The sequence below is a fragment of the Kitasatospora sp. NPDC023118 genome (genome assembly GCF_055560875.1).
Window position 1 is genome coordinate 109,174 of sequence record NZ_JBVHHW010000008.1, and the last position, 24,994, is coordinate 134,167.

At 71.3% G+C, this 24,994-nt stretch carries 26 protein-coding genes and 1 pseudogene; 13 read left to right on the forward strand and 14 right to left on the reverse strand.

Annotated features, from left to right (window positions below; translation table 11 throughout):
* Positions 1-244 precede the first annotated feature (244 nt).
* A complete protein-coding gene (locus tag ACZ3UD_RS12645) occupies positions 245-718 on the forward strand; it encodes a response regulator transcription factor (protein ID WP_465585621.1) in 474 nt (157 codons plus the stop codon).
* A 96-nt stretch (positions 719-814) separates the two neighbouring features.
* Here ACZ3UD_RS12645 and ACZ3UD_RS12650 read toward each other — a convergent pair whose 3' ends face one another.
* The 4 genes from ACZ3UD_RS12650 to ACZ3UD_RS12665 form a co-directional block, all read right to left on the reverse strand.
* Positions 815-1,627: an alpha/beta fold hydrolase gene (locus ACZ3UD_RS12650; protein WP_465585623.1), complete on the reverse strand. Its 813-nt coding sequence runs from the start codon at positions 1,625-1,627 to the stop codon at positions 815-817.
* Between the two features lie 153 nt (positions 1,628-1,780).
* On the reverse strand, positions 1,781-2,848 hold the full coding sequence (gene hisC / locus ACZ3UD_RS12655) for a histidinol-phosphate transaminase (RefSeq protein WP_465585624.1): 1,068 nt from the start codon (positions 2,846-2,848) through the stop codon (positions 1,781-1,783).
* A 147-nt stretch (positions 2,849-2,995) separates the two neighbouring features.
* Positions 2,996-4,345 (reverse strand): 3-phosphoshikimate 1-carboxyvinyltransferase, encoded by a 1,350-nt coding sequence (aroA, locus tag ACZ3UD_RS12660; protein ID WP_465585626.1) that lies wholly within the window; start codon positions 4,343-4,345, stop codon positions 2,996-2,998.
* A gap of 192 nt (positions 4,346-4,537) precedes the next feature.
* Positions 4,538-5,011: a flavin reductase family protein gene (locus ACZ3UD_RS12665; protein ID WP_465585627.1), complete on the reverse strand. Its 474-nt coding sequence runs from the start codon at positions 5,009-5,011 to the stop codon at positions 4,538-4,540.
* 514 nt (positions 5,012-5,525) lie between these two features.
* Between ACZ3UD_RS12665 and ACZ3UD_RS12670 the strand changes: the two genes are divergently transcribed.
* From ACZ3UD_RS12670 to ACZ3UD_RS12695, 6 genes are all read left to right on the forward strand, one after another.
* Complete coding sequence (locus tag ACZ3UD_RS12670) at positions 5,526-6,767, forward strand: ATP-grasp domain-containing protein (protein WP_465585629.1); 1,242 nt, start codon at positions 5,526-5,528, stop codon at positions 6,765-6,767.
* A gap of 58 nt (positions 6,768-6,825) precedes the next feature.
* Positions 6,826-7,923: a DUF1611 domain-containing protein gene (locus tag ACZ3UD_RS12675; protein ID WP_465585630.1), complete on the forward strand. Its 1,098-nt coding sequence runs from the start codon at positions 6,826-6,828 to the stop codon at positions 7,921-7,923.
* Positions 7,924-7,954: 31 nt separating this feature from the next.
* Positions 7,955-9,271, forward strand: coding sequence for an ATP-grasp domain-containing protein (locus ACZ3UD_RS12680; RefSeq protein WP_465585632.1), 1,317 nt, complete (start codon positions 7,955-7,957; stop codon positions 9,269-9,271).
* A 48-nt stretch (positions 9,272-9,319) separates the two neighbouring features.
* Complete coding sequence (locus tag ACZ3UD_RS12685) at positions 9,320-10,069, forward strand: iron-containing redox enzyme family protein (protein WP_465585633.1); 750 nt, start codon at positions 9,320-9,322, stop codon at positions 10,067-10,069.
* A gap of 232 nt (positions 10,070-10,301) precedes the next feature.
* Positions 10,302-11,183 (forward strand): phytanoyl-CoA dioxygenase family protein, encoded by an 882-nt coding sequence (locus tag ACZ3UD_RS12690; RefSeq protein WP_465585635.1) that lies wholly within the window; start codon positions 10,302-10,304, stop codon positions 11,181-11,183.
* A gap of 7 nt (positions 11,184-11,190) precedes the next feature.
* Positions 11,191-12,054 carry a PhzF family phenazine biosynthesis protein gene (locus ACZ3UD_RS12695; RefSeq protein ID WP_465585636.1) on the forward strand — a complete coding sequence of 288 codons (864 nt, stop codon included), beginning with the start codon at positions 11,191-11,193 and terminating at the stop codon, positions 12,052-12,054.
* A gap of 7 nt (positions 12,055-12,061) precedes the next feature.
* Here the strand turns inward: ACZ3UD_RS12695 and ACZ3UD_RS12700 are convergent, their stop codons facing one another.
* Positions 12,062-12,421: a winged helix-turn-helix transcriptional regulator gene (locus tag ACZ3UD_RS12700; RefSeq protein ID WP_465585638.1), complete on the reverse strand. Its 360-nt coding sequence runs from the start codon at positions 12,419-12,421 to the stop codon at positions 12,062-12,064.
* A 79-nt stretch (positions 12,422-12,500) separates the two neighbouring features.
* Here ACZ3UD_RS12700 and ACZ3UD_RS12705 point away from each other — a divergent pair, with 79 nt between their 5' ends.
* The 3 genes from ACZ3UD_RS12705 (at position 12,501) to ACZ3UD_RS12715 (ending at position 14,910) form a co-directional block, all read left to right on the forward strand.
* Entirely contained in the window at positions 12,501-13,205 is a 705-nt protein-coding gene (locus ACZ3UD_RS12705; protein ID WP_465585640.1) for an SDR family oxidoreductase, read from the forward strand.
* A 44-nt stretch (positions 13,206-13,249) separates the two neighbouring features.
* On the forward strand, positions 13,250-14,548 hold the full coding sequence (locus tag ACZ3UD_RS12710; protein ID WP_465585641.1) for an MFS transporter: 1,299 nt from the start codon (positions 13,250-13,252) through the stop codon (positions 14,546-14,548).
* A 170-nt stretch (positions 14,549-14,718) separates the two neighbouring features.
* On the forward strand, positions 14,719-14,910 hold the full coding sequence (locus ACZ3UD_RS12715; RefSeq protein WP_465585642.1) for a helix-turn-helix transcriptional regulator: 192 nt from the start codon (positions 14,719-14,721) through the stop codon (positions 14,908-14,910).
* A 60-nt stretch (positions 14,911-14,970) separates the two neighbouring features.
* On the opposite strand, the pseudogene ACZ3UD_RS12720 reads toward ACZ3UD_RS12715, so the two are convergent.
* Together ACZ3UD_RS12720 and ACZ3UD_RS12725 are read right to left on the reverse strand one after the other, a co-directional pair.
* Positions 14,971-15,209: pseudogene (locus ACZ3UD_RS12720) on the reverse strand (GAF domain-containing protein); the annotation flags it as partial.
* Positions 15,210-15,240: 31 nt separating this feature from the next.
* Positions 15,241-16,689, reverse strand: coding sequence for an amino acid permease (locus ACZ3UD_RS12725; protein ID WP_465585863.1), 1,449 nt, complete (start codon positions 16,687-16,689; stop codon positions 15,241-15,243).
* A gap of 400 nt (positions 16,690-17,089) precedes the next feature.
* Here ACZ3UD_RS12725 and ACZ3UD_RS12730 point away from each other — a divergent pair, with 400 nt between their 5' ends.
* Positions 17,090-17,317: a hypothetical protein gene (locus ACZ3UD_RS12730; protein WP_465585644.1), complete on the forward strand. Its 228-nt coding sequence runs from the start codon at positions 17,090-17,092 to the stop codon at positions 17,315-17,317.
* Between the two features lie 118 nt (positions 17,318-17,435).
* Here ACZ3UD_RS12730 and ACZ3UD_RS12735 read toward each other — a convergent pair whose 3' ends face one another.
* Positions 17,436-18,377, reverse strand: a complete 942-nt coding sequence (locus ACZ3UD_RS12735; protein ID WP_465585645.1) for a deoxyribonuclease IV — start codon at positions 18,375-18,377, stop codon at positions 17,436-17,438.
* A gap of 291 nt (positions 18,378-18,668) precedes the next feature.
* On the opposite strand from ACZ3UD_RS12735, the gene ACZ3UD_RS12740 reads away from it, so the two are divergent.
* A complete protein-coding gene (locus tag ACZ3UD_RS12740) occupies positions 18,669-19,748 on the forward strand; it encodes a right-handed parallel beta-helix repeat-containing protein (protein WP_465585646.1) in 1,080 nt (359 codons plus the stop codon).
* A 57-nt stretch (positions 19,749-19,805) separates the two neighbouring features.
* Positions 19,806-20,840: a methyltransferase gene (locus ACZ3UD_RS12745; protein ID WP_465585648.1), complete on the forward strand. Its 1,035-nt coding sequence runs from the start codon at positions 19,806-19,808 to the stop codon at positions 20,838-20,840.
* A 92-nt stretch (positions 20,841-20,932) separates the two neighbouring features.
* On the opposite strand, the gene ACZ3UD_RS12750 is transcribed toward ACZ3UD_RS12745, so the two are convergent.
* From ACZ3UD_RS12750 to ACZ3UD_RS12775, 6 genes are all read right to left on the reverse strand, one after another.
* Positions 20,933-21,649, reverse strand: coding sequence for a class F sortase (locus tag ACZ3UD_RS12750; RefSeq protein WP_465585649.1), 717 nt, complete (start codon positions 21,647-21,649; stop codon positions 20,933-20,935).
* Between the two features lie 125 nt (positions 21,650-21,774).
* On the reverse strand, positions 21,775-22,332 hold the full coding sequence (locus ACZ3UD_RS12755; RefSeq protein WP_465585650.1) for a hypothetical protein: 558 nt from the start codon (positions 22,330-22,332) through the stop codon (positions 21,775-21,777).
* A 290-nt stretch (positions 22,333-22,622) separates the two neighbouring features.
* Positions 22,623-22,952: a TcmI family type II polyketide cyclase gene (locus ACZ3UD_RS12760; RefSeq protein WP_465585652.1), complete on the reverse strand. Its 330-nt coding sequence runs from the start codon at positions 22,950-22,952 to the stop codon at positions 22,623-22,625.
* On the reverse strand, positions 22,949-23,404 hold the full coding sequence (locus tag ACZ3UD_RS12765) for an SRPBCC family protein (RefSeq protein ID WP_465585654.1): 456 nt from the start codon (positions 23,402-23,404) through the stop codon (positions 22,949-22,951). Before ACZ3UD_RS12765 ends, ACZ3UD_RS12760 begins: the two co-directional genes overlap by 4 nt.
* Before the next feature lies 1 nt (position 23,405).
* Positions 23,406-23,666: an acyl carrier protein gene (locus tag ACZ3UD_RS12770; RefSeq protein WP_465585656.1), complete on the reverse strand. Its 261-nt coding sequence runs from the start codon at positions 23,664-23,666 to the stop codon at positions 23,406-23,408.
* Positions 23,667-23,749: 83 nt separating this feature from the next.
* Complete coding sequence (locus ACZ3UD_RS12775) at positions 23,750-24,991, reverse strand: beta-ketoacyl synthase N-terminal-like domain-containing protein (RefSeq protein ID WP_465585658.1); 1,242 nt, start codon at positions 24,989-24,991, stop codon at positions 23,750-23,752.
* Positions 24,992-24,994: the final 3 nt, after the last annotated feature.

Sequence of the window (24,994 nt, forward strand, 5' to 3'; positions counted from 1 at the left end):
GCTCTGTGCTTTCCACGGATCCAGTGGGCTCCTGTATTCAGCGCCCCGGCCGATGCCCCTGTGACGTTCTGTGTTCCCCCGGACTGCACGGCTGGGCCGGGCAGGACGTCGGGCCGCCTACCGTGACCGCTGCCCGTCAGGTGACCTGCCGACGCGCGCCGCTCAGTGCCGCGGGCGCCGGGTGAATGAAGCCCTTACGGGAGTTCTCTCACGCTCTTTGAGTGAAGGAAAGAAGAGGCAAGACGTGGAAGAGGCACCGGCTGCCAAGCTCACCTACCGAGAGTTGGATGTGCTCCGTCTGCTGGCCCGGGGGTTGAGCAATCGGCTCATCGCTCGGAGGCTGGACATCTCCGAGAAGACCGTGAAGAACCACCTCAGCAGCATCTACCCGAAGATCGGTGCCACCGACCGCACCCAGGCCGCGCTGTACGCCCAGAACGTCGGCCTGGCCGACCCCGAGGAAGCGGAGCCGTCCGCTGCGGCGTCCGTCCCCGTCGCCGAGGAGGGTGCGCTGCCGACCGACCCCGCCCTCACCGCACGCGAGTGGGGTGTACTCCGTCTGCTGGCCCGGGGGTTGAGCAATCGGCTCATCGCTCGCAGGCTGGACATCTCCGAGAAGACCGTGAAGAACCACCTCAGCAGCATCTACCCGAAGATCGGCGCCGATCACCGCACTCAGGCCGCGCTCTACGCCCAGAACGTGGCTCCCAGTTCCTGATGGGCCCGCAGCCGGGCCCCTTCTCCGGGGGCATCCCCGCCGGGTGGCGGGGGATCCCCACGTCACCTCAGCCCCTCGCCGGCGGGGTGCGGCCACTCACCGTTCCCCCTCCTCGACGAGGAACTCCCGCACGAGCATCCCCGCCTCGTCCCGGCACTCCTCGAAGTAGGCGTGCCGGGCGCCCGGGAAGAGGTGTGTACGGGCGCCGGGCACACGGGCGGCGAGGAGCGAGAGGTTGTCCGGTGGGGTGAGCCGGTCCTGGTCGCCGTGGAGGATCAGGGTGGGTGCCGCAATGCCCGGCAGTTCGCTCCATGCGTCGTGCTCGTTGCTGGCGATGAGGTGGCCGCGGCGCGCATGAGGGGGCATCCGCGGGTCGCCGAGCGTGTGGTAGGGGCCGGGGTGCGCGGCCCGCCAGGCGGGGGAGTACATCAGGTCGGCCAGCGCCCGGCGTACGGCCTCCGGGTCCGGCTGCGCGAGGGAGCGCCGTACCGACGCGTCGCGTTCCACGGCGTACGGACCGCCCGGGGAGGTGCAGCCCAGGACCAGCCGGCGGACCCGCTCAGGGTGGCGGATCGCGAGCCACTGGGCGACCCGGCCGCCCATCGAGGTGCCGTACACGTCAGCGCGCGCGATGCCGAGCGCGTCCAGGACCGCGACGACGTCGTCCGCGAACTGCCGTACGGAGTAGAGCCCTTCCGGCTTGTCGCTGTCGCCCGTGCCGCGCATGTCCAGGGTGACGGTGGAGCGCACGGTGTGGAAGTCCTCGCGCACGGCGTCCCACCAGTGGTGGTCGTTCGCCTGCCCGGCGAGCAGCACCAGCGGCGGCCCCTCCCCGCGGCGCTGGTATGCCAGGGCGGTGCCGTCCTGGGCGCGGGCGAAGGCCGGGGCCGGCCGGCCGTGTTCGGTCATCGACATCCTTCGAACGGGCATACGGGGCGCATGGGCGGCACGCTGCTGTGGGTCCTCCTCACCGTAGCGTGAAGAGGCACGTGGCACGGGCGCTATCGATGTTCTGCCGAATGAGTTTCGACTGATCGTCGGGACCGTCCGTAGGCGGGGGTCTCATGCCCGCCAGTCGCCCGCGATCTTCAGCAGACGGTCGTTCTGCTCGGGAGTTCCGATGGTGATCCGCACCCCCTCGTCGCTGAAGGGGCGCACCATGACGCCCGCTGCCCCGCACGCGTCGGTGAACGCCGGCGTGTGCGAACCGAGGCGCAGCCAGACGAAGTTGGCCTGGCTGTCGGGAACGCTCCAGCCGGTGGCCCGCAACGTACGGGTGACCCGCGTGCGCTCGGCGACCAGGGTCCGTACCCGCTCCAGCAGTTCCGGTCCCGCTGTCAAGGAGGCCCGCGCGGCGGCCTGGGCGAGTCCGCTGACGCCGAACGGCAGGGCGCAGGCCCTCAGCGCGGCGGCGACCGGCGGGTGCGCGACCGCGTAGCCGACGCGCAGTCGTGCCAGCCCGTACGCCTTGGAGAAGGTGCGCAGTACGGCGACGTTGGGACGGTCGCGGTAGAGCTCGAGACCGTCGGGTACGTCGGTGTCGTCGACGAACTCGCGGTACGCCTCGTCGAGCACCACCAGCACGTCGCCCGGCACCCGTTCGAGGAAGCGCTCGAGCTCACCGCGGTGCACGGCCGTGCCGGTGGGGTTGTTCGGGTTGCACACGATGACCATGCGCGTGCGGTCCGTCATCGCATCGGCCATGGCCTCCAGATCATGCCGTTCGTCACGCAGCGGAATCTGCACGGGAGTTGCCCCGGTGGCCCAGACGAGCATCGGGTACGCCTCGAACGACCGCCAGGCGAACAGGACTTGGTCCCCTTCACCGGCCGCGGCGGACAACAGGTCCCTGGTGACCCCGAGGGATCCGGCGCCGGGCACCAGGTGTTCCGGGGGCACCGCGAGGGCTGCGGACAGTTCGGTGACCAGTTCACCGCTCGTCGCATCGGGATAGCGGTTGACGCGTCCCAGCTCCTCGCGCAGCGCGGCGACGACCGATGGCAGCGGGGGGTACGGGTTCTCGTTCGACGACAGCTTGTCCACCTGGTCGCCGGGCGCGGGCCGGCCGGGGACGTAGCGGGGCAGCCCGGAGACGTCGGCGCGCAGCCGGGGGACAGGGACAGGAGGCATGGCGGGGACTTCCTGGACGGGGGAGAGCGGACCGGGGAGGGCGGACGGTCGTGCGGGGAGGTCGTTCGGCCGGGACTCCGGGACTCCGGGAGCCGTCCGCCGGGACGGGGCGCGCGGGCACGGGATCCGACCCGCGCGCCGGACCTGTCAACCGGCGGCCCCGGCGGGCGCGTTCTCCTCCTCGACGGCCGTGGTCCGTACCCCTGCCTTGGCGAACTCGGCCATGAAGCTGGGAAAGGACAGCCGGACGTCCTCGAAGCCCGAGAACCGGTTGGCGGACTGCATCCGCAGGCCGGCCACGAACAGCGACATGAAGATGCGGTGGTCGCCCCAGCTGGACAGCGTCACCCCGCCGGGGTACGTCCGCGCGCCGCGGACCTCGAAGCCGTCGCAGATCCCGTCCTCGTACAGGACCTCGATGTCCACGCCCGCGCGGGTCAGTTCGGCGGCCATGGCCTCGATGCGGGACGCCTTGTGGAAGCGGGTGAGGCGTCCGCCGGTCACCCGCAGGCGGCCCTGGACGTACGCCCCGAGGGCGGCGAGCGTGGGCACGATGTTGGGGCAGTCCCGCACGTCCACCTCGAAGTCGCCGGTCAGACTTCCGGGCGGGTTGTCGACGGTCAGCGACAGGGCGTCCCGGTCGAAGGTGACGCTCACCCCGAGCTGCTCCAGGATCGGGACGATCGCGAACTCGCCCTGCATGCTGTCGCCGTGCACACCGGTCAGGACGGTCCGGCCCGGGAAGAGCGCGGCGGCGGCCAGCAGGTACGAGGCCGAGGTGTAGTCCTCGTGCGTGGTGACGTCCCGGGCCTGGTAGGAGGAGGGCTCCACCTGGTAGTGACGCATGTCCTCCGACGCGGACACCTTGATGCCCGCCTCCGTCAGGTTCGCCAGGGTCTGCCGGATGTACGACTGGGAGTAGACCTCGCCAGTCACCTCGATCTCCACCGGGCCGTCGGCCAGCGGCGCGGCGAACAGGATGGCGGTGATGAACTGCGAGCTGATGTCGCCCGGAAGCCGGCAGGTGCCACCCTTCAGGCCACCTCCCCAGTTGACGACCGGGGCCTTGTTCTCGCTGACGATCGACTCGATGTCCGCGCCGAGTTCGCGCAGCGCCTGCAGCAGGGGCTCCATCACGCGCTTGCGCAGGGTCTCGTCGGCCGCCACCACGACCGGCGTCGGCAGTGCGGAGGCCAGCGCCGTCACGACGCGGAACACCAGACCCGAGCCGTGGGACTGGACGACGCGCCGGACGCTCGGGAGCGTCCCTCCGATGCCCCGGATCTCCAGGAATCCGTCGTGCTCGGTGATCTCGGCGCCGAAGGCCCGGCAGGCGTTCTTCATTGTTTCCGTCTCGGCGCAACGGAGGTCGTTGTAGACGCGTGACGTGCCCTCGGCCAGTGTGCCGGTCAGAATTGCCCGCTGCGTCTCCGGTTTCGAAGAAGGGACGCAGAAGGTTCCGGAAAAGGAATCGATCGGATCGACCTTCAGCAGCATGCTGGTATCTCCCGTTTCCCGTCGTTCGCCGTCTAATTGTCTTGTCGGAGATGTCGCTTTGATGTCCGGGGCCGACGAGGTCCTCGGAGAGAGAAGAAGTCATCCCGGTTCCGTGGAGTGCGTGCGACCATGGGCCCAGCTGCCCATGGCGTTTCCGGCGCAGGGCGGTCCGGACCGCAGCCGGGTCCTCGCTCAGGCCAGGACCCGGAAGGACTTCTCGTAATAGATGACGGGGGTCGCCGCGCCGTCCCCCAGGCGCGCGCCCGACACCCGGCCGATCAGGATCGCGTGGTCGCCGGCCGGGTGCCTGGCGTACACCTCGCAGTCCAGCTCGACGAGCGCGCCCGCGACAGCGGGCAGTCCGCCGGGTGTGCGGGACAGGCCGCCCGAGGCGAACTTGTCGGCGCCCTTGGTCGCGAACTTCTCTGCCAGTGACTGGTGTTCGGGGCCCAGCACGCTCACCGCGAAGCGCCCGCACGAGTCGAACGCCGCGAAGGAGTCGGCCGAGTTCGCCAGACAGACCAGGATCAGCGGCGGGTCCAGCGACACCGAGCAGAACGAACTCGCCGTGAAGCCGCGCGGCAGCCCGCCGTCGTCCAGAGTCGTCACCACCACGACGCCGGCCGGAAACCGCGCCATCGCCGCCCGGAATTCCCTGGAGCCCACCCGCCGTACGGTCTTCGTTCCCTCCGACACGGCGGCATCACCACCTCTCCCGCGAAATCAGGCCCGGATGTGCAGCCCAGCGGCGGGGCCGTTTTCCCGCTGCGCGCGCCATCGGCGTGTCAGCGGAGCGGGAATACGACCTCCGTCGGCCGTGGAGGGCGCGATTGGAATTCTGCGCCCCGCGGGTACCTGCGGCAATAGGCCCATCTGCCCATGGCGTTTCCCGTACACGGTGCCGCAGACTCTTCGTTACCGGGGGACGCGCCGTCGTCGGTGCTCGGCGACATCTCCCGGCAGCGCTTGCCGCGCACCTGCAACGTTGGGGCGGGACCTAGGTCCTAGGTCCTATTCTGACTGGGCCAATCCCGTGCAAGGCTGTGGCGGCGCGAAAAGCACGGTCAGGGCTGCTCCCGGGAATCGGATTCGGGTTCATCCTCCGGTTCCGAAAGGCCCGCCGTCAACCGGCCTCCGGCCGGGCGCATCCAAGCTCCCTGTGAACCGTGAGGCGACATCCATGCCCAGCCCGATCCTGTTCCTGACCCGCTGGCCCTTGTACGAGGACCAGCGGCGTTGGGAGAACCGCCTCGCCGCTCCCGAGCTGCTCTTCGACCCGGAGGTCGACCACGTCACGTACGTCTGCGACGAGGGCGGCCGCAGCGGAGTGCCCGCCGGCGCCGAACGGGTCCACGTCGTGCCGGACTTCGACGACGTGGACGGCGTGCTGAAGCTCGTCGACGCCGTCGTCCGCGACGAAGGCCCGTTCGACCACGTCATCGGACTCTCCGAATTCCTCCTCGACCTCGCGGCGACCCTGCGCGAGCGGCACGGCGTCCAGGGCTCCCGCCCCGAGGAGACCGCCCGGTTCCGCGACAAGACCGTCATGAAGGAGACGCTGTCGCAGGCAGGGATCCGGGTGCCGCGCTGGGCTCTGTGCCACACCGAGGACCAAGTCCTCGCGGCTGCCGAGGAGTTCGGCTACCCCGTGATCGTCAAGCCGGTGCGAGGGGCGGGCAGCCAGGGGGTGAGCCGGATCGCCTCGGCCGAGGAGCTGCGGGCCCTGTGCGCCGAACGGAGCCTGAAGGACCTTGAGATCGAGGAGTTCGTGCAGGGCGAGATCCTGCATGTCGACGGCGTCCTGGACGCCACGGGCGAACCGCTGTTCCGGTGCACCTCGCGCTATGTATCGACCTGTCTGGACTTCGAGCTCCAGGGCGAACCGCTCGGCTCCGTCTTCCAGACGGACCCCGCGGTGCGCGAGCGCTGCGAGGACTTCGCCCTGCGCTGCCTCACCGCGCTCGGCCTGCGGAGCTCCGCCTTCCACCTTGAACTCTTCGACACCGGGGACGAGTTGGTGTTTCTGGAGGTCGGTGCCCGAGTGCCGGGCGCCGACGTGCCGTACGTCATCCACGACGTCCACGGGGTGAACCTGTTCCGGCTGTGGGTCGACGTGCTGCTCGGCCGCCCGGTGGAGCCGTCCGCTCCCGTCCCGGGGCAGAGCGGTGGTTGGCTGATCGTCCCCGGCCCCAGGCCGTTGCCCCAGAAGGTCATCAAGGCCACTCCGCTCGTGGGTGAAGTTCCCTATGTGTACCGGGAGTTGGTGCCGATGCCGGGCGAGGTCCTGCTCTCCCGGCCCGGCTCGTACGCGATGATCCAGGGTGGCCGCTTCCTCTTCCGGGGTGGCACCCAGGAGCAGATCGAGGAGGCCGTGCGCCAGGCGCGTGAGCAGTACCGCCTGACGGCCGAGCCGGTCCGGTAGGGCGCCCGCACCGTCCTATGCCATCGGCCGTAGAACCGTCGAGTCCGTGGAGGAAGACATGGCCCAGTTGAAGCACGCGGAGCTGATCGAGAAGAAGTACGTGCTGTTCGCCGAGGGGTGCTTCGGACTGTTCACGAGTAAGATCGGTGCCTCACTGCTCCGCTACCGCGGGGACCGCTGCGTCGCCGTGATCGACAGCGGCACGGCCGGCCGGACCGTCCAGGACGTCCTCGGCTACGGCGGCCCGATCCCGATCGTCAGCCGGGTCGAGGACGCCCTCCACCTGCGCCCCGAGGTCATGGTCGTCGGCAAGGGCCTGCACTCGGGCGACCTGCCCCCGGACTGGAAGCCGCACTTCCTCGCGGCCGTCCAGAGCGGCCTCCATGTGATCAACTCGATCCACTACCGCTTCACGGACGACCCGGACCTCGCCCGCGCCGTACGGGAGAAGGGCGTCACCGTCTGGGAGACCAAGGACGCCCCGAAGGTGCCGCTCAACATGGCCCGCGTCCTGGACCTGGACGCCTGGATCATCCACACGTGCGGCAGCGACTGCAACATCGGCAAGAAGACGGCCGGTCTGGAGATCTGGAACGAGGCCAACCGCCGCGGCATCCCCACCGGCTTCGCCGCCACCGGCCAGAGCGGCCTGCTGATCTCCGGCCATGGCGTCGCGGTCGACGGCGTGCCCGGCGACTTCATGGGCGGGGCCATCGAAAAGGTCGTCATGGATGCCGCCGTCGGGAACGAATGGGTCGTCGTCGAGGGCCAGGCCGCCCTCAACCACGTCCAGGGCAGCGGCGTCGCCCTCACCATCCTCCACAGCTCCATGCCGCACGCCATGGTCTTCTGCCACCGCCTCGGCGCCGAGCGCACCAAGGTCTGGGACACGCCCATCCCTCCCATCCCCGAGATCATCCGGATGAACGAGGAGCTCACCGTCTTCAGCGGGCGGCCCGCCAAGGTCGCCGCCGTCAGCGTCAACAGCGTCGGCTTCTCGGAGGAGGACTACCGCCGCGAGGCCGAGAAGCTGGAGGCCGAAACCGGACTGCCCGTCGTCGACCCGCTCCGTGAGGGCGGCGCCGCCCGGCTCGTGGACATCCTGCGCGCCCACCAGCACGAGACCGCGGACCGGCCGCCGGCCCGACGGCACTGAGGCGGACCCGGAACCCGGAGGAGATGCACAGATGAAGAGAGCAGTCCTGCTCCTCATGCACCAGGGCAAGTCGTACACCGAGGACATCGCCGCGGCCGTCGCCAGGACCGGCCTGTCCCTGGTCGCCCTCAGCTCCCGGCCGAAGTCGCCGGAGGTGTGGGAGGCGACCCGCCGCCACCTGGCGGACGGCGTGGTCACCGAGGAACCCGAACTGCAGTCCGGCGACGTCGAGAAGGCCGTCCGCGAACTCGCCGACCGGGGCTACGTCGTCGAGGCCGCCATCGTCAGCTTCGAGGCCTACCGGCTCCTGATGGCCGAGCTCAACGAGCGGCTCGGCGCGCGTGACTCCGCCGCGCCCGCGCTGCGCCTGTGCCTCGACAAGTACGAACTGCGCCGCCACCTCTTCGCCGAGGGACTGAGCGAGGTCCGGGTCCACCGGCTCGCCCCCGGGGTGACCCCCGAACTCGACCCCTCCGCACGCTGGTTCGTCAAGCCGGTGCGCGGTGCCGCGTCCTTCGCGGCCTTCATCCTGGAGAACGTCGACGACCTGGCCGACCTGCCCGCGATCCAGGAGCAGATGCGCGCCGACCAGGCCATGAAGGCGATCTTCATGGACCGGTACGACTTCCTCGTCGAGGAGTACGTCGAGGGACCGGAGTTCAGCTTCGAGACGTTCGTCCTCGACGGACGGGTGCACCACCTGTGCGTCCACGAGAAGGCCCGTGTGGAACGCCTGGAGCGGACCACCCTGGAGGGGATGTCGGTCAGCCCGCCGGTGAGCCTCGACCGTGAACTCCTCCTGGAAGGAGCCGACTTCGTCACCCGCTGCCTCGCCTCGCTGGCGGGGCACGGGCTGACCACCGGCCCCCTCCACATCGAGGTCAAGTACTGGGAGGCGAAGAAGCGCTGGGAGATCATCGAGATCAACACCCGGATGGGCGGCAGTCTCATCGACCCCAGCGTTCGGACCGTCACCGGGCTCTCCTCCTTCGACCTGTGGGCCGAGGCCCTGCTGCTGCCCGACGGCGAACGGGACGCCTTCCACGAACGGCTCACCCACGCCTCACAGCTCGAGGCCCTGCGCACCGGCGCGCCCACCCGGGCGACGGTGTTCCTCAGCAAGTACGGGGAGAAGGGGCGGACCGTCGACGAGATCCGCTTCGAACCGCCCACCCGCCCGCCGCGGATCCTGCGCGTCCACGTGAAAGAGGGAACCGAACTCGAGGCGTCCGACCGGGCGATCTGCCTGATGGACGCCCTGTGGGACGTGGCGGCCGACGACCTCGAAGCCGAGATCGCCTTCCTCGACCGACACGCGACCGAGCACTTCCATGTCCGTTACCGCTGACCCTTGCGTCAACGTCTTCCCGTGAACCCCCTTGTGAAGGAGAACGCGATGAACCGCGTGCAGAACACCGGGATCACCTACCCGAAGCCGTTCTACAACGAGGAGCAGAGCCGTCTGAAGAAGGCCGAGCTCGACCGCTACATGGACAAGAAGATGGCGGAGTGGAAGGCCACCATCCCCTTCGCGTCGCACCTGTCCGAACCCGAGCTGCACCAGGCGTACTACCGCCGCACCCTGATCGAGCACGTGTGGCGGATCCGCCTCTCCCGGGTGAGCCAGACCAAGGCCATTTACAAGATCGCCCAGGTCTCGCCCAGGGCCGCCCGCGACTACGCGCAGTACCAGGCCGACGAGATGCTCCACGACCGGCTGTACGTCAGCGATGCCGCGGCCGCCGGCATCACCGAGGAGGAGATCCTCGCGACCGAGCCCTACCTCTCCACCCGTCTTCTGGAGGGCTTCTTCTACTACGCCCTGGAGCACGAGTCGGCCCTCGCCCCGGTCGTCTCCAACTATCTGGTGGAATACACCCAGGTCAAGCTCCAGCCGGCCATCGTGGAGAACCTCCAGGAGCGGCTCGGCAAGGAGAGCGTCAAGGGGCAGGCCGCCCACCTCCACGTCGACACCACCGAGGACCACTCCCAGGAGATGTGGGACATCCTCCACCAGCTGATCTTCAGCGAGGAGGACTTCCAGAAGGTCTTCAAGTACATCGACGACGTCCAGGAGATCCTCGCGCTGTTCTTCCGGGAGATCTACCAGGACACCGTCGCCCAGCACACGCCGGCCGCCGCCTGACCCCGCACGCCCCGGACCCATGCCGACGACGGAGCCAGCGCGTGGGGACCTCGGGCGCCTGAGGGGCGAACCGGCCGAGGGGGCCGCGGGGACCTTCCGCGTCCCCGCGTCGAAACCGGAGACCGACGGCGCCTCCTGAGCCATCGCGGGTCCGCCGGGCGGTCGTCGCCGGCGGACCCGTACGAGCTCCACCCCACCACGCCCCGCCACCCAGCAGAGAGGAACCCCGCGCATGTCCGCACCCGACACGGCCGCGCTCGTCAAGGAGTACCGCGCGAACGGCTTCGCGGTCATCGAGCGTCTCTTCGACCAGAGCGAAGTCGCCGAGCTCAACACCGCCGTCACGGAGATCCTCGACGTCGCCGACATCAGCTCCGTCGCCGAGGTGGAGCCGGGCGACAACGGCATGGCCCGCCGGATCTGGTCGCCCACCAAACAGCACGCCGCGTTCGAGCGGGCCGCCGCCCACCCCGCACTGCTCGACCACGTCGAGGCGCTCATCGGCCCCGACATCCTGTTCCACTACAGCAAGCTCCACCTCAAGGCCCCGCAGGTGGGCAGCGTCGTGGACTGGCACCAGGACTTCGCCTACTACCCCCACACCAACACCGACCTGGTGACGGCCCTCGTCTACCTCGACGACACCACCACCGAGAACTCCGCCCTTCAGGCCGTCCCCGGCTCGCACCTCCGCGGTCTCGCCGACCACTACGTCGACGGTTACTTCCGCGGCAAGGTCGTGGGTGCCGACGCCCCCGATCCGGCGCTCGCCGTGCCGATCGAGGCGCCTGCGGGCAGCGTGGTCTTCATCCACCCCCTGCTCCTGCACTACTCCTCCCCGAACCGCTCCGACCGGTACCGCCGCGCCTTCCTGCCGGCATACCGGGCGGCCGACGCCTTCCCGATCCACTTCGGCCCGCACGCCGGCCACAACGAGTCCGGGGTGAAACTGCTGCGCGGTAAGGTGTCGGACACGGCACGGGTGGAGGCCGGGGCGTGGCGTCTCCCGTTCGCGGAGCGTCCCTTCGGCTCGCTCTTCCAGCTCCAGGAGGGTGCCCACCGGACCGCCGCCGCGGCGACCACCGGGTACGCCACGCTGGAGGAGGCGAAGTGACAGCCCCATGAGCACACCGAACGTGACGGTCGTCCGCGCCTGCCTGCGGGGCGGCGCGGGCGGCAGCCCCACGGCCGTCGTCCTGGAGGACGCGGACGGTGCGTCGCCGGGCGACGACGAGCGGCGCCGGATCGCGGTCGCCCAGAGCGCCTCGCACACCGTGTACGTACGTCAGGTCGGCGAGGAGACCGAGCTGCGCTTCTTCACTGCGGAGGGGGAGTTGCCCGCCTGCGGGCACGGCACGATCGCCGCCCTCGCCCTCCTCGCGGCACGGCACGGCGGCGCCGGGCCCTACCGCGCCATCCTCCGGGCCGGGGGGCGGGTGTTCGCCGGGCGGGCCGAGCGCGTCGGCGAGCTGATCACCGCCGCCTTCGACCCCGGCCCCGTCGATCTGCGCGAACCCACCGCGGAGGAGCGCGCCCTCGTCCTTCCGGCCCTCGGTCTCGCACCGCACGAGGTCGGACCGAACGTCCGGATCGCAGGCGTGGGCCGCGAACGCATCCTGGTGCCGGTCCGCACCCGGGCCGCGGTCGCCGCGCTGAGTCCGGACCTCGACCACCTCAGGGCGGCCTGTGACCGGTTCGGCCTGCTCGGCGCGTACGTCCACTCGGAACCCTCGCCCGAGGGCGCGCTCGCGGCCCGGATGTTCGCCCCGTCGATCGGCGTTCCGGAGGACCTCGCCAACGCCAACAGCACGGCCTGTCTCGCCGCACACCTGGCCGGCCGGGGCACCCACCGGATCGCCGTCGACATGGGCGACGCCCTCGGCAGCCCGGCCACCATCACCGCCACGGCGGGGCCGGACCTGCGCGTCGAACTCGGCGGCGCCGCAACGGTCGTGACGGAGCGGCCGGTCCACCGGCCCGCTTGAGAGCGGGTCAGAGAACCGACCGCCGGGCCCGGGCCGCCTCGATGTCCGGGACGTGCTCCTCGGCCCAGCGTCGTACCGCACGGAGCGGGACGAGCAGGGAGCGGCCCAGCGGTGTGAGGGCGTACTCGACGCGGGGCGGATTCTCGTCGTACTCGTGGCGGCTGACCAGACCGTCGGTCTCCAGGGAGCGAAGCGTCTCGGTCAGGGCCTTCGGGGTGATGTCCTGGATGTGCCCCTTCAAATCGCTGAAGCGGCGAGGTCCGCCCTCGAGGGCGTTGACGACGAACACGGTCCATCGGGCACCGATGCGGTGCAGCACCGTGCGGCTCGGGCAGGTCGCCGCCATCACGTTGTACGCCTTGCCCATGGCTGCCCCCAGTTTCGTTGAATATACCGGTATCAAATCCATACCCTTGCACCCGATCCTAGGAGAGGGAGTGGGCCTGATGGAGCGGATCCTGGTCATCGGTGGTGCACGGGCGCTCGGCGCGGCCGTCGCGAGGCGGGCGAAGAAGGACGGGTACGACGTCGTCGTCGGTGCCCGCGATCTGGCCGCGGCCCAAGCGCTGGCGAGCGAGATCGGTGCCACGGCGGTACGGGTCGACCTGCAGGACGAGTCGACGATCGCGGCCGCGGCGGAAGGCCTGAAAGACGGGCTCGACCACATCGTGACGACCGGTTCGGCACCGCACGACGTCCGCGCGACCGAGCTGGATCGCGACAAGCTGCTGGCCGCGTTCACGGCGAAGGTGGTCGGCCCGATGCTGGTCGCCAAGCACTTCGCGCCGGTGCTCCGGCCGACCGGGTCGATGGTGCTGTTCTCCGGTGTCGTCGGCTGGCGCCCCGGGCCGGGATCACTGGTCAAGGGGATCACGAATGGTGCGCTCGAGTACGCCGCGCGCCACCTGGCAGCGGACCTGGCACCGGTACGGGTCAACGCGGTCTCTCCCGGCGTCGTGGACTCGGGCGCATGGGACCGCCTCGGTGACAAGAAGGCCGCCCTGCTGACCAAGAGCGCGGCCGGGACCCTCGTCGGACGGCACGGCGAGTCCGACGACGTCGTCGACCTGGTGATGTGGCTCCTCCGCGCGGGTTTCGTGACCGGCGAGACGATCCACATCGAGGGCGGCGCCCGCCACAAGACCGCCTGACGGGCACCCGAGCACAGCCATCGAGGAGTCGGAGGGACAGCCAGTTGGACACCACCAGTCAGCGCCAGCCGGACGAACGGACCGAGCCGGCGGCCGGGACAGGCGCCGAACGAGGATGGTCGGCCTGGCTGGTGGCCCGCGGCCTCATCCCCGAGACGAGCGCCAAACGCGCCTTCGCCGCCGCGACCTTCGTCAACCAGATCGGCAAGGGCCTCTTCATCACCGGGGCCGCGTTGTTCTTCACCCGCTCCGTGGGCCTCCCGGTCGCCCAGGTCGGATTCGCCCTGGGCGCCGCCGCCCTGATCGGACTCGCCGCCGGCATCCCCGTGGGCTACCTGGCCGACCGGTACGGCCCGCGCGAGGTCTTCCGGGTCACGCTCTTCGTGCAGGCCCTCGCCGTGGCGGGACTCGTGTTCGTGCGCTCCTTCCCCGCGCTGATCGCCTGCCTGTGCGTGGCCGAGCTGGCGGTCTCGGCCGGCACCGCCGCCCGCGGCCCGCTGACCCGCGCCCTGGGCGCCCCGAACCCCACCCGCTACCGCTCCTACCTGCGTGCCCTCAACAACATCGCCGTCGGCTCGGGAGCCCTCGCGGCCGGCGTCGTCGTCCAGCTGGACACCAGGACCGCGTACGTGTGCCTCATCCTCGGCACCGCCGCCGCGTTCCTCGTCTCGGCGGCCGCCTCCTCCCTCGTTCCGTCCGTGCCGCCGGTGGACGCCCCGGCGGGAGGCAGCCGCTGGCCGGCCCTGAAGGACAAGCCGTACGTGGCGCTCACCGTTCTGGACGGCATCATGTCGATCCAGAACCAGGTGCTGATCTTCGCCCTGCCGCTGTGGATCATCGGGCACACCGAAGCGCCGCGATGGTTCGTCGGCGCGAGCGTGGCGGTCAACACCGCCCTCGTGGTCTGCCTCCAGGTGCGGGTCAGCCGCGGCGTCCGCGACAACACGTCGGCCGGCCACACGGCGCGCCGTGCGGGCGCTGCGCTCCTCCTCTCCACCGGCCTCATCGCCGTGGCGGGCGGCGCGCCCGGATGGGTCGCCCTGATCGTCGTCGTGCTCGGTGTCGTGGCCCTCACCGTGGGCGAACTGTGGTATACGGCCGCCTCGTTCGAGCTGTCCTTCGGCCTCGCCCCCGAGCACGCACAGGGCCAGTACTCGGGTCTGTTCGCGATCGGCCAAGGTCTGTCCAACGCGATCGGCCCGCCGGTGCTCGGCCTGGTGTGCATCGGCTGGGGCGAGCCGGGCTGGTTCGCCATGGGAGCGCTCTTCCTCGTCGCCGGCCAGGCCGTACCGCTCGTCGTGAAGTGGTCCGAGCGCACGCGCGCAGACGGCCCGGCCCTCTGACCACGCCCCGCTCCGGCCCCGCGAAAGCTTCCGGGTGGATCACGTACGCGGCGGCGAGTCGGATCTGGCTGGTGGTGGTCCAGCTCGCCCTCGACCTACTGGCCTGGATGCCGATGAAATCGGCGAGTCCTCGATGATCGCCGTGGATCAGCCGAACAGAGGAGAAGCTCGTGCACGAGCAGTTCATGAGTGTCAAGCAGACGGCGGAGTATCTGAACATGTCTCTTGCCTGGGTCTATCGCGAGGCTCCCAGGTTGGGTCTCTCCGCGTACAAGTTCGGAAGCGGGAGGAATGCGAAGCTTCAGTTCAAGGTGTCGGAGGTGCAGGCTTGGGTGAAGCAGCAGAAGGTACCTACACCTTGAGCATGGCGTGGTCAAGCGCTGAGAGGGCCCGCCCAACGGCGGGCCCTCTCAGCGCGTTCAGGTGGCGAGGGCGTCCTCGTCCTCGGCATCGAAGCGGCACCGCCCCGCTTCTCGGTCAGGTAGAGGTTGCCGAACACCTTGTCCCGGATCCGGATCGGCACCCCCAGGAAGCTCCGCATCGGCGGGTGGTCGGCCGGGAAGCCGTACGGCGCCGGGTGGTCGGAGAGCCGGCTGAGCCGCAGCGGCTCGGGGTGGCGGATCGGCTCGCCGAGGAGGCCGCGCCCGGACGGCAGCGAGCCGCCGGCATCAAGGCCGGCCGGGCTGTTCGGGTCAGGAAGCGGCAGCGGCAGCGGCGTCGGAGGCGTCGGAGGCGTTGACGGCGTCGCCCGTCGAGCCGTCGGCCCGGCGGCGGCCGGCGAGCCAGACGTAGACCAGGATGCCTGCGAAGAGGAAGAGGACGCCCTGGTAGACGGCGGCGTAGCCGGCGCCGGCGAGGAGCCAGATGGAGAAGGCGAAGGCGCCGAGGCCGAGGACGGCGTCGCGGACCAGGTGGGTGGTGTCGACCTTGTCGGTCGCGCCGCGGACCAGCCAGTAGAGCTGGGCGGCGGTGGAGAGCAGGTAGGGGACGGTGGCGGTGAAGGTGGTGACCAGGATCAGCATGTCGAACGCGCCCTTGGCGCCGCTGGCGAAGTTGAGGACGGTCAGCACCGAGGCCAGGGCGACGCTGACGATCACGCCGAAGGTCGGTACGCCGCGCTTCTCCTTGCCGAAGGCGGCCGGGAACAGGCCGTCCTTGGCGGCCGCGTACGGCGCCTGGGCGGCCAGCAGGGTCCAGCCGTTGAGCGCGCCGGTCATCGAGACGAGCGCGGCGACGGCGATCACCGTGCCGCCCCAGGAGCCGCCGAACATGGCGTTCACGGCGTCCGAGAAGGGCGCGGCGGAGTGGATCAGCTGCTCGTGGGCGACGGTGCCGAACACGGCGACGGTGCCCAGCAGGTAGACCACGGCCGCGCCGGTGGTGCCGAGCACGCTGGCCCGGCCGACGTTGCGCTCCGGGTCACGGACCTGACCGGCGCTCATCGCGGCCGACTCCACGCCCAGGTAGCTGAACAGCAGGATCGCCGCGGCGGCGGTCATGCCGCCCATCCAGCCCTGGCCGTTGCCGTCGAAGGGCCCGAGGTTCTTCGGGTCGAAGAAGAACAGGCCGCCCACCGCGACCAGCGCCAGCGGGATGAACTTCAGGACGGTGGAGACGAGTTGGACCGCCCCGACGTACTTCGTGCCGGCCAGGTTGGCCAGCGCGGGCAGCCACTGGAAGGCCAGCGCGGCGGTGATGCTCAGCGCGGTCGAGTGGCCGACCGGCAGCAGCACGTCCAGGTAGCCGACGGCGGCCACGGCGAGCGCGGCGTTGCTGACCCAGGTGGTGATCCAGTACGACCAGGCCGACAGGAAGCCGGCGAAGTCCCCGAAGGCCTCGCGGGCGTAGACGTACGGCCCGCCGGTGCGCGGGTTGCGGCGGGCCAGCTGTCCGAAGACCAGGGCCAGTGCGATCGCGCCCACGGTGAGGACGACGAAGGCGAGCAGGCTGACCGTCCCGTACGGCGCCACGGCGGCCGGGATCATGAAGATGCCGCCGCCGATGATGTTGCCCATCACCAGGGCGGTGGCGGTCGGCAGCCCGAAGCGGCCGTTCTTCGAGGGTCTCGCATCGACCGGGGCCGGGGTTCGCGGGCCGCTCGGTCGGGTCGCCTGCCGGGGTTCGGCGGGGCTGGTCTGCATGAGGGTGGTGCGCCTTTCGTGGTCCTGCTCGCGCTCGGTGGAGCGACCGTTCATGCTCGGGCCGGGCGGTACCTTGCACCAAATCGATGGGATTTGTTCGTCCAGCCCGCCGGATCGCCGCAAGACTTACGGCCGTACGCCGGTCGGACGGGCACTCGTCCGGTGCCCCCTGCGAGGCCGTTCGACCCGGAATGGGGTGGTTCGGCCGGGCGGGGGAGATGCGTCACCTGGATGCCCCAGCGCGGTTGCGGCGCGCGCCCGTCGGTGCGTGTTCGTGTGCCAACCTTGGCGCGGCGCCTCCCCGGTGGGGTGCGGCCCGCGCCACCGCGCGGTCGAACTGGCCGTTCGGAGAAGCGGGTTGAGGACCAGAGACGAACCAGACGAACCAAAAGGACATCAGATGTCGCTTCCTGGGAAGATCCGCAAGCTCGCCGTGATCGCCGTCGTGACAGGTGCCGCCATCGCGGCCGCGCCGACCTCGGCGATGGCGGGGGGCCACCAGATGTCGGCGCAGTCGTCCGGGCAGAGCCTGGAGTCCGGCTCCGCGGGCGTCGGCCTGTTCGGACCGCACGCCAAGTGGTTCAACTTCCACGAGCACAGCGACAGCGAGAGCGACTGCGGCTGCTGATCCCGCTGAACCCCGAGCCCGGAGGCCGCCCGTCGGCTCCCGGGCTCACGGCTGTCCGCTCAGCAGCGGATCGGGGACAGCGGCCGAACGGGACAGCCGCCCCGGCCACCACGCAGCTTCAGACCCGGCCCGCGGCCCGTTCGCGCAGTTCCTTCAGCACCGCGATGTCCAGCGCGTGCCCGGTGCCGTCCCCGCCGTGCTTGCGGTCCGGGGTCTCCACCAGCAGCGGCACCCCGGCCGTCTCCGGGTGCTCGAACAGCTCCCGGAACGGCTCCGCGCCGATCATCCCCGCACCGATGTTGGCGTGCCGGTCCTTGCGGGCGCCCACCACGTCCTCCGAGTCGTTGGCGTGGATCAGCCGCAGCCGGCCGGGACCGGCGGCCGAGGCCAGCGCGTCCAGCGCGGCCGTCACCCCGCCGGGTACGGCCAGGTCGTGCCCGGCGGCGAAGGCGTGGCAGGTGTCCAGGCAGACGCCCACCCTGGGGTGCCCGTCCAGCGCCTCCACGTACTCGGCCAGCTCCTCCATCCGGGAGCAGAGCGAGCTGCCCTGACCGGCGGTGGGCTCCAGCAGCAGCCGGGGCGCGTCCTCGCCGAGCGCGTCCAGCTCGTCCAGCAGTGGCCGGACGTCCGCCCGGACCTGGGCCATCGCCTCGGCCCGGCGGGAGCCGCCGCCGCGCGCCGTACCGACCGCCGAGCCGGTGTGCAGGACGACGCCGAGCGCGCCGATCGCGTGGCCGCGGCGCAGCGAGTGCCGCAGCGAGTCCGCCGAGCGCTCCCGGGTGGTCGGATTGTCCGATCCGAAGTTGATCAGGTACGGCGCGTGCACCCACGCCGGGATGCCCTGCTCGGCACAGGCGGTGCGGAACTCCTCGTCCTGCGCCGGATTGCCCGGCGGAGTGGCCCAGCCGCGCGGATTGGCCACGAACACCTGCACCGTCTCCGCGCCGACCTTCCGCGCGTACGCCAGTCCCGTCCCGGCCAGGCCACGGGCGGCCACCGGGACGTGGGCGCCGATCGGGTTGCGGACGGTGGCGGCGGACGGTACGGACGCGGTGCTCATGACCCCGAGGATGTCACGGACCCGGACCGGGCCGGTTCGCGGCCCGACCTCCCGGCGGTCATGCACGCCACGCCGGAGCGTCCCACCGGCGGCCGACGCCCCGTCAGTCCCGCAGCCCAGCCCTGGTGGCGGGCCCACCCGGACGCCCGTACCGTCGACTCGGCCGTACCCACCGGCCGTCACCACCCGCACACACCGCGTCAGACGCACCACGTCGGACCGACTCCCCGAGGTCCCCCGAGCACCCCGCACCCCGCCACAGCACGCGCGCCGAAAGACAGGTCACCACTCATGCCCACGCGTCGGGTCCACCACCTTGCCGCGGCCACCGCCGCCGCCACCGCCCTGACCACCGCCCTCGCCACCCTGGCCGCCGCCCCCGCGGCCCACGCCTCCGGCGGTGCCCTGCACCTCGTCCAGCCAGGCGAATCGATTCAGCGGGCCGTCGACGCCGCGAAGCCCGGCGACACCGTCCAGCTGCTCCCGGGTACCTACCGTGGCAGCGTCCGCATCGCCACCCCCGACCTGACCCTGCGCGGCGCAGGCGCCCTCAGCGTGATCACCCCCGGGGACGGTACGGAGAACGCCTGCGCCACCGCCGGGCACGGCGTCTGCGTGGTCGGCACCGAGCAGGCCCCGCTGCCCGGCGTCACCATCGAGTCCCTCGCCGTCACCGGCTTCCGCAAGAACGGCATCGACGCCAGCGGCACCACCCGCCTGACCGTCCGCGCCACCTACGTCCACGACAACGCCCAGCAGGGCATCAGCCAGGAGATCTCGACCAAGGCCGCCATCATCGGCAACCGCTCGATCGACAACGGCCAGTCCGGCGTCTTCCTCGCCAACTACGCCTACCGCGAGGGCGGCGCGCCCGACACCGGGGGCACCGTCGTCCAGGGCAACGAGCTCACCGGGAACCGGGTCGGCGTCACCGTCCGCCGGCTGCGCGTGCTGACCGTCGAGGGCAACGAGATCAGCGGCAACTGCGCCGGCGTCTTCGTGGTCGGCGACGAGGGCGTTCCCCGCGCCGGGGACCTGGACGTCCGGCACAACCGGGTGGTCGCCAACAACAAGTTCTGCCCGGCCAACCCGCGGCTGGGCGCCATCCAGGGCGCCGGCATCGTGCTCACCGGCACCGAGGACACCCGGGTGACCGACAACGAGGTCCACGACAACGTCGGCACCTCGGACTTCTCCGGCGGCATCGTCCTCTTCAAGAGCGTCGTCGGCATCCCCAACACCCGGGCGACCATCGCCGACAACCGCCTGAGCGGCAACGGCCCGGCCGACCTCGCCGACCGCGACACCGGCACCGACAACTCCTACAGCCGCAACACCTGCTCGCTCTCCCAGCCGTCCGGCCGCTGCTGAGCCCCGCACACCCGAGCGCCCGCAGACCCGAGCCCCACACACCCACAGGGACCGCCCATGACCACCGCACCCACCAACGCCACCCCACAGGCCGCGATGCGCCTGCGCGAGCTCGTCTTCGGCGCCGCCTGCGCCGCCGCCGTCCGCGCGGCCGTCCGGCTCGGCGTCGCCGACGTGCTCGGCGACACCCCGGCCGGCGTCACCGAACTCGCGGACAGGCTCGACACCGAACCCCGCCAGCTGCGCCGCCTGCTGCGCGCGCTCACCTGCTACGGGATCTTCGCCGAGACCTCCGAGGACCGCTTCGAGCACACCGAGATGTCCCGCCTGCTGCGCGAGGACGCCCCCAACTCGCTGCGCTACATCTCCCTCTGGTGCACCGAGCCGTGGACCTGGGAGGCCTGGCCGAAGCTGGACGAGGCGGTCCGCTCCGGCCGCAACGTCTTCCCCGACCTGTTCGGCAAGGAGTTCTTCGACTACCTGCACAGCGACGCGGGCGACTCGGCCAAGGTCTTCGACAAGGCGATGACCACCTCCAGCCGGCAGTCCGCCCAGGACTTCGCCGACTACCTGGACCTCACAGGTATCGACTCGGTCGCGGACATCGGCGGCGGCCAGGGCCACGTGCTGGTCAGCCTGCTGGAGAAGCACCCGGCCCTGCACGGTACCCTGCTCGACCTGCCCAAGGTGGTGGCCGGCGCCGACTCCCGGCTGCAGGACGGCGGCGCCTTCTCCACCCGCGCCCGCCTGGTGCCGGGCGACTGCCGGGTGGAGATCCCGGTCCGCGCCGACCTCTACATCATCAAGAACATCCTGGAGTGGGACGACGAGAGCACCCGCCGCACCCTCGCCAACGTCGTCGCCGTGGCCCGCCCCGGCGCCCGCGTCGTCGTGGTGGAGAACCTGGTCGACAACAGCCCGTCGATGCGCTTCACCACCGCGATGGACCTGATGCTGATGCTCAACGTCGGCGGCGCCAAGCACTCCGAGGAGAGCATGGTCGGCCTGATGGCGGAGGCCGGCCTGGACGTCACCGCCGTCCGCCCGGTCAACCCCTACCTGCACGCCTTCGAGTCCGTCGTCCGCGGCTGACCCGAAACCCCGACGGCCGCTGCTCCCCGACTCTCCGGGGAGCAGCGGCCGTCGGTCTTGCCGGCGGGCCCGCGCGCTCGGGCCTTGTGCGCTCAGGCCTTGTGCGAGGACTCCAGGTGGGCGAAGACCACCACGTTGTTCAGGTAGTCCCGCCGCTGCTTGTCGTAGGCGCCGCCGCAGGTGATCAGCCGCAGTTGGGCGTCCGGGGTCTTCCCGTACACCTTCTGGTCCGGGAAGGCGTTCTTGGCGAAGGTCTCCACCGAGTCGACGGAGAACACCGCGACCGTGCCGTCCGCCCGGCTCACCTCGACCTTGTTGCCGGGCCGCAGCAGGCTCAGCAGCAGGAACACCGCCGGGCCCTTGGTGGTGTCGACGTGGCCGGCGACGACCGCGCTGCCGCGCTCGCCCGGGGTGACCCCGTCCCGGTACCAGCCGACCAGGTTCTTGTCGTCCGGCGGCGGGGCGTTGAGCTGGCCGGCCGGGTCGAGGGTGAGTTCGGTGAACGGCGCGTTCACCGCGATCTGCGGGATCCGCAGCCGGGTCGGCTTGGACGGCTTCAGCGCCGGCGAGCCCGGTGCGGCCGCCGGGACACCCTTCGAGGCCGCGGTGGCGGACGCCGACGGCGCCGACTGCGCCGGTGCGGCCGGTGCGGCGGGTGCGGCGGCCGCCGGGGGGGCGGCCTGGCCGGCGGCCGAGTCGCCGCTCGGCCGGGGGGCCACCGAGTTGTAGATCAGCAGCAGGCCGACCGCTGCCGCTCCCATCGCCGTGCGCAGCAGCCGGGGCATTCCGGAGCCGGGACCGCCCGTCATTCCTGTCCTCCGCTCGAAGTTCCGCTGGAACCACCGGAACCGCCTGGGCCTGTTCCGCAATGACCCGCCGCCTCCGTGCGCCTCACCCCGGCCGGGGGAGGCGCCCAGAGGCGGCGGTGGCAGGCTCAGACGGCGGCGGCGCCGGACGTGCGGCGGCCGCGGCGCAGCGCGTAGGCGCCGGCCCCGAGGCCGCCGAGCAGCAGCACCGCGCCGGAGGCCAGGCCGCCACCGGACAGCGCCAGACCGCCACCGCCGGTGTGCACGCCGCCGTGCGGGGACTTGTGGTCCTCACCGCGGCCTTCGTTGCCTCGGCCTTCGTTGCCGCGGCCTTCGTTGCCGCGGCCTTCGTTGCCCCGGCCTTCGTTGCCCCGGCCTTCGTTACCGCGGCCTTCGTTACCGCGGCCTTCATTGCCGCGGCCTTCGTTGCCCCGGCCTTCGTTGCCCCGGCCTTCGTTACCGCGGCCTTCGTTACCGCGGCCTTCATTGCCGCGGCCTTCATTGCCGCGGCCTTCGTCGCCGCGGCCTTCATTGCCGCGGCCTTCGTCGCCCCTGTCGGACTGCTTCTCCTGCCAAGTGAGGTTCTTGCCCAGGTCGGAGGAGCCGTCGGCGAAGGCCATGGGGGCGCCGGCGGTGAGGACGGCGGCGACGGCCGCCCCGGCGAGGAGCGTGCGTGCAGTACGCATGAGGTTGATCCTTCCGGCGCGAGGGCCGCGATCGCCGGCAGGGTGCCGGTCAAGGGGACTCGCGGGTAGTGGCGCCTGATCCACCGTCAACCACCTTGCGGCCGCCTGCCACCGGAGCGTGGCAGCACCGGTACTGACTGTGCGCCCTTCGGGTGGAGTCCCGGGAGAGTTCACCCGGGTGCCTCGGCGATCCGGGTGAATCGGTGCGGGTGCGGGGTGGTACGGACTGGGCCCGCCCCCGGCGCACGGCCAGGGGCGGGCCCACAGTGAGAGCAGCGGGGAGCGGGGGGTCAGCGCTCCCAGCGGTAGAACTCGCGCGCCATCGCGTCCTTCGGCTCGCGCCAGGTGGCCGGGTCGTAGGCCTGGACGAAGGCGGTCAGGCGGTCGCTGACGGCCCGGAACTCCGGGTGGCCGATGACCTTGGCGACGGCCGGGCCCGGCGGGCGGTCGGCCTCGATCAGGTGCAGGTAGACGTCGCCGAACTGGAAGAGGCTGCGGCCGGTGACGCCGATCAGGTGCGGCAGTTCGCCGCGGTCGGACTCGGCGAACACCTCGGCGATGTCCGGGGCCGCCTCGGGCTTCATCCGGGCGACGATCAGGGCGCGGTGGGTTCCGGTCATTGCTCGGCCGCCCGCTTCTCGACCTTCTCGCGGATCAGCTGCATCTGGATCCGGGAGTTCCTGTTGATGTGGTTGACCATGCCCTTGTCGTCAACCGGGGCGGTGGGCTTCATCGCGAAGTCCTGGATCCAGCGCATCCTGGTGCCGGCCGGGACCTCCGCGTACTCCCAGCGGATCTCCATGAACTCGAACGGGCCGGGCTCGACCCGGCGGGCGTTGACCGCGAGCGAGGACTTGTCGGTGGTGCGCTCGGAGACCCAGCTCCACACCATGCCGTTCTCGTCCGGGTGCATGGTGAGTCGGAACCGCACCCGGTCGCCGTCCCGCTCCAGCACCTCCACCGAGGCGTACTCGCTGAACAGCTGCGGCCAGTTCTCCAGGTCGTTGGTCATCTCCCAGACCAGGTCGAGCGGGGCGTTGATGACGATCTCGTTGTCGGTGTGTCCGGGCATCTCAGGCACCAGCCTTCGTGACGAGGGAAGCGTTGACCAGGTCCATGAACTCGGCCGGGGTCTTGGCGGACTCGGCGCCGGAGGTGACCTTGAAGCCGTGCCGGTTCTCCAACTCGCCGACGACGCCGAGCAGTCCGAGCGAGTCGACGCCGAACTCCTCGAACTGCGCGCCCGGCTGCTCCAGGTCGCCGGGGTCGACGATGACGCCGGCCCGGGCCTGGAGCAGGGCGGCCAGCTCGGGATAGCTGAGGTTGTTGCTCACGTGGTTTCCCTTCGGAGGTGTGACGGGGTGGTTCAGGGCCGGGAGGCCAGACCCGGTCCGGAGCAGAGGTACAGGGCCGAGGTTCAGGGCTGCTCCCCGCGCCGGAGCACCAGTGCGGAGTTGGAGCCCATCAGCCCGCGGCTGAGCACCAGCGCGGTGCGCAGCTCGGCCGGGCGGGCGCGGCCTGTCACCAGGGCGAGGTCGTGGCAGACCTCGGTGACGTTGGGGGTGGGCGGCAGCACGCCGTCCTCCATGGCCAGTACGGCGGCGGCCACGTCCAGCATCGGGGCGCCGCAGTAGGCCCGCCCCGTACCGGACTTGGGCGCGGTAACCGGGATGCGTTCGACGTCCGGGCCGAGCGCGTCGGCCAGCGCGAGGGCCTCGGCCCGGTCGGCGGTGGGGACTGCGAGGGCGTCCGCGAAGACCACGTCGATCTCCTCGGGCGCCGTCCGGGCCTCGTCCAGCGCGATCCGGATCGCGGCGGCCAGCCCGTCCCGGGACTCCTCCCAGCGGGAGGCCCCGGTGAAGGTGGCGCCGTGCCCGGCCAGGTGCGCCCGGATGTTGGCGCCGCGCCGCCGGGCCGACTGCTCGTCCTCCAGCAGCAGCATCGCGCCGCCCTCGGCGGGGGCGAAGCCGCAGGCCTGCGCGGTGAACGGCAGGTAGGCCGCGTCGGGTTGGTCGGACAGGCTCAGTTCGGGGTAGCCGAGCTGGCAGACCATCGAGTACGGCGCCAGCGGGGCCTCGGCGGCGCCGACCACCACCGCGTCGGTACCGCGCTCGATCGAGCGGGCGGCGTGCGCGATCGCGTCCAGGCCGCCGGCCTCGTCGCTGGCGACCACCCCGCACGGGCCCTTGTAGCCGCCGCGGATCGAGATCTGGCCGGTGCTGGCCGCGTAGAACCAGGCGATGGACTGGTACGGTCCGACGAACTTCGGCCCCTGGCCCCAGAGCTGCTGGAGCTCGCGCTGGCCGAACTCGCCGCCGCCGGAGCCGGCCGCGGTCACCACGCCGACCGCGAAGGGCTGTTCGGGGTCGGGCCGGAATCCGGCGTCCGCCACCGCCAGGTCGGCGGCGGCCATCGCGTAGTGCGTGAACCGGTCGGTCTGCACGAGGAAGCGACTGTCGATCACCGACCGGGGATCGAACTGCCGCACCTCACCCGCGACTTTGAGCGGTATCTCGGTGCAGCCCTCGCGGGAGATCCGGTCGAGGACGCTCACGCCCTGCCTGGTGGCCTTCCAGAAGGCGTCGGCCCCGACACCGTTCGGTGCCACCACACCGAGGCCGGTGACCACGGCCCGGCGGCCCTGCTGACGTGACGTCATGGA